The organism is Streptomyces calidiresistens (assembly GCF_014141525.1).
In the GTDB taxonomy this organism is placed as follows: domain Bacteria; phylum Actinomycetota; class Actinomycetes; order Streptomycetales; family Streptomycetaceae; genus Streptomyces; species Streptomyces calidiresistens.
The window spans coordinates 1-3745 of record NZ_VKHS01000560.1; the positions used below are offsets into that span (position 1 = coordinate 1).

Consider the following 3745-nt stretch of genomic DNA (forward strand, 5'->3'; position numbering starts at 1 on the left):
GCGCGGGGCCGGTGGTCGGGTACGGGACCGGGTGGTCGTCCCGGTCAGTCCTTCCGATCCAGGGCCCGGGCCAGCTCGTCCTTGTTCATCTGCGAGCGGCCCTTGACGTTGCGCCGCTTGGCCTCGGCGTAGAGCTGGTCGCGGGTGGGGCCGCCGGGACCGTGGCCGGAGCGCAGTCCGCCGCGCCGCCCGGAGGAGATGTCCTCACGGGATTCCCGGCTCGACTCGCGGGCCTCACCGGCGCGGGCGCGCTCCTTGTTGACGGTGCGGGCGGCGATCTCCTTCGCCCGCTTCTCGCCACGCCCCTGATCCAGCTGGCTCTGCTTGATCTTCTCGTACTGTCGCTCGCGCTTGGCGTTGGATCCGGCGGGCATGACGACACGCTCCTCTCACCGTCGGCCGACGTGGTGGACCCCGGTGAACCGGGTGCGTCCGGCCTCCCGGGGCCCGGTGGGGCGGGTACCCGGGGTCGATGGTGCGAAACGGTTGAGAAGCGGAGCAACGGTGTCAACCGTGGGGAATTCCGGGGAACCCGGCGTCGGGGACGATTCGGGGGCCGGGGCGTCCGGCCCGACGGCCCCCGGGGTCCCGGACGGCGCCTTCCCCGGGAGCGGGCCGGTGACGCGCCCGTGACACGCGAACGGCGCCCACCCCGGGCGGGGTGGGCGCCGCCGACGGAGCACCCGGAGGGGGCCCGGTCGGCCCCGTGCTCAGCCCTTGATCTCGCGGGGCTGCTCGGAGCCGCCGGAGACCAGGACCTTGCGCGGCTTGGCGCGCTCGGCCACCGGGATGCGCAGGGCCAGGACGCCGGCGTCGTACCGGGCCTCGATGCGGTCGGTGTCGAGCGAGTCGCCGAGGAACAGCTGACGGCTGAAGGTGCCCCTGGAGCGCTCGGCGAGCACCGACTCGGCGCCCTCGGGCAGGGACTGCGGCCGCTCGGCGGTCACGGTGAGCACGTTGCGCTCGATGTCGATGTCGATGGACTCGGGGGTGACGCCCGGCAGGTCGAACTCGACGGTGAAGGTGTCGCCGGTGCGGTACGCGTCCAGCGGCATCACGGCCGGCCGCGCGGCGGTTCCCAGCAGCTGCTGGGCCAGCTTGTCGAACTCGCGGAGGGGGTCGGTGCGCATCAGCATGGCGGGTCAACTCCTCTCGTGACGGCGTTTCCGATGCCGTGTCCCTTCCTTTATAACGCACGACGAGGAAACCTGCCAAGCTTCGACTCAACTTTGTGGAGCGCCCTCACCCCCTTCGGGAAAACCGCTGGTGGCAGGTGGTTGTCGGCCTCCCAACACCCTCCGGCTCCGGCTTCCCCGGCTGTCCCGATCACCGCGAAACGCCCCCGGGGAACGTCCCGGGAGCCCCGGAACGACCGAACGGCCCGCTCCCGGGGGAGCGGGCCGTTCGGCTCACGGATGGCGGGGCGGCGCGACCGCCCCGGCGGACTCAGCTCTCGCGCGGGCGGCGCGGGCCGTCGGTGCGCCGGTCACCGGCGCGGTCGAAGGAACGCCCCCGGTGGTCGTCGCGGCGGAAACCCGGCCGACGGTCGTCGCGGTCGAAGGAACGCCCGCGCTCCTCGCGGCGACCGAACGGACGGCGGTCGTCACGGTCCCGGCGGTCCCGGTCGTCGCGACGGCCGTGGAAGGAACGGTTGTCGCGGTCGAAGGGACGACGCTCGTCGCGGTCGCGCCCGCCCCGGTCGTCACGGCGGTCGTCACGACGGAAGCCGCCGCGCTCGCCGCCGCGCTCGCCGTCGCGCCGGAAGCCCTCGCGCGGGCCCCGGTCGCGCCCACCGCGGTCGTCACGGCGGTCGTCGCGGCGGAACCCGCCCCGACCCTCACCGCGCCGGTCGTCGCGGTCGAAGGGACGACGCTCGTCGCGGTCGCGCCCGCCCCGGTCGTCACGGCGGTCGTCACGACGGAAGCCGCCACGACCCTCCCGCCGGTCGTCGCGCCCGCCCCGGGCGGCCTCCTCGGCCTCCCGCGCCTCGCGCTCGACACGCCGCGCCTCGCGACGGGCCTCGCGCTCCTCGCGGCGCCGCTCCTCCTCCGCGGCCTCCTCGGCGGCGGCCAGGGCGATGGCCTCGGTCGGGTCCTCGCCCCGCTCCCGGGCGGCCCGCCCGATCAGGCTCTCCGCCTCCGACCGCAGCTCGGCGGCGCGGGCCTGCGCCCGCTCCAGCTCGCGGGCCATCCGGGCGGCCTCCCGCTCGGCGTGCCGGGCGGCACCGGTGGCGGCCTCGGCCTGCAGCTCGGTCAGCGACCGGGCGCCGGTGATGGCCGCCAGCTCCTCGTCGAAGAGGCCGTCGCGACCGATCATGTGTCGGGCCGCGTCCACGCCCGCGTCCTCCATCAGCCGGAAGACGGTCCGCCGCTGGTGCGGCAGGGCGAGCGAGACGACGGTGCCGGAGCGACCCGCGCGGGCGGTGCGCCCGGAACGGTGCAGGTAGTCCTTGTGGTCACCGGCCGGGTCCACGTTGAGGACCAGGTCGATGCCGTCCACGTGGATGCCGCGCGCGGCGACATCGGTGGCGACCAGCACGTGGATCCGGCCGTCCTTGAAGTCGGCCAGGGTCCGGGTGCGGGCGCCCTGGGTCATGCCGCCGTGCAGGGCGTCGGCCTTCACGCCGACCTCGCGCAGCTGCTCGGCCACCCGGTCCGCGCCCAGCTGGGTGCGGACGAAGACGATGGTGCGGCCCTTGCGGGCGGCGATCGCGGAGGTGATCGGGGCCTTGTCGCGCGGCTTCACCACGAGCACGTGGTGGCTCATGGTCGTCACGGCGCCCTGGGCGGCGTCCACCTCGTGGCTGACGGGGTCGACCAGGTAACGCCTGACGAGGGTGTCGATCTCGTTCTCGAGGGTCGCGGAGAACAGCATCCGCTGACCACCGGCCGGAACCAGGTCCAGCAGCTCGGTGACCTCCGGCAGGAAGCCGAGGTCGGCCATCTGGTCGGCCTCGTCCAGGACCGCGATCTCGGTGTCCTCCAGCGAGCAGGCGCCGCGGTTGATGACGTCCCGCAGCCGGCCGGGGGTGGCGACCAGGATGTCCACGCCCCGCTCCAGGGCGTAGATCTGATTGCCCATCGAGGTGCCGCCGCAGACGACCTTCAGGCGCAGGCCGAGCACGTCGCCGTACGGCTGGAGCGCGTCGGAGACCTGCATGGCCAGCTCGCGGGTGGGGGTGAGGATCAGACCGCGCGGGCGCTTGGGCTGGGTGCGCCGGCCGGAGAGACGGGCGAGCAGCGGCAGGCCGAAGCTCAGGGTCTTGCCGGAACCGGTGCGCCCGCGGCCGAGGATGTCGCGGCCGGCGAGGGCGTCCGGGATGGTGGCGGCCTGGATCGGGAACGGCACGGTGACGCCGTTGTGCGCCAGGCGGCGCACGATGTCGTCCGGCAGGCCGAGGTCAGCGAAGGTGGTGGTGGGCTCGTCCGGCGGGAGGAGATCCTCGGTCGCGGGGACGTGGGCAGCAGTGGACATGCGGAAAAGACCTTCCGGAGTAAGGGGGCACGCGCCTTTGCTCCGTAGGTCACGAATCAACCGCCTGTCGCGGTCGGCCACGGCTTGACGAGCAACGCGCCACGCGGCGCACTGCGATCGGGCGCCGGGCAAGTGGGATCAAACGATCTACAAGCATACGCACCGTGTCACCGGGGACGCAAACCGGTACCGGCCGGCCGGGAACGGGCACCCGCCCAAGCGCCCCCGGGGGGCCGGACACCCCCCGGGAACACCCTGTCTCTTATACACA

General features: G+C 74.1%; 3 protein-coding genes. All 3 read right to left on the reverse strand.

The window, feature by feature from the left end; all coding sequences use genetic code 11:
• Positions 1–44: 44 nt before the first annotated feature.
• Positions 45–374 carry a plasmid stabilization protein gene (locus tag FOE67_RS19535; protein WP_182666091.1) on the reverse strand — a complete coding sequence of 110 codons (330 nt, stop codon included), beginning with the start codon at positions 372–374 and terminating at the stop codon, positions 45–47.
• A 336-nt stretch (positions 375–710) separates the two neighbouring features.
• Positions 711–1136, reverse strand: a complete 426-nt coding sequence (locus tag FOE67_RS19540) for an Hsp20/alpha crystallin family protein (protein WP_182666093.1) — start codon at positions 1134–1136, stop codon at positions 711–713.
• Between the two features lie 310 nt (positions 1137–1446).
• On the reverse strand, positions 1447–3474 hold the full coding sequence (locus tag FOE67_RS19545) for a DEAD/DEAH box helicase (protein ID WP_182666095.1): 2028 nt from the start codon (positions 3472–3474) through the stop codon (positions 1447–1449).
• Positions 3475–3745: the final 271 nt, after the last annotated feature.

Bases quoted from the DNA above. Each gene is read 5' to 3' on its own strand.
- FOE67_RS19535 (WP_182666091.1), bottom strand. From the start codon at position 374: ATGCCCGCCGGATCCAACGCCAAGCGCGAGCGACAGTACGAGAAGATC.
- FOE67_RS19545 (WP_182666095.1), bottom strand. From the start codon at position 3,474: ATGTCCACTGCTGCCCACGTCCCCGCGACCGAGGATCTCCTCCCGCCG.
- FOE67_RS19540 (WP_182666093.1), bottom strand. From the start codon at position 1,136: ATGCTGATGCGCACCGACCCCCTCCGCGAGTTCGACAAGCTGGCCCAG.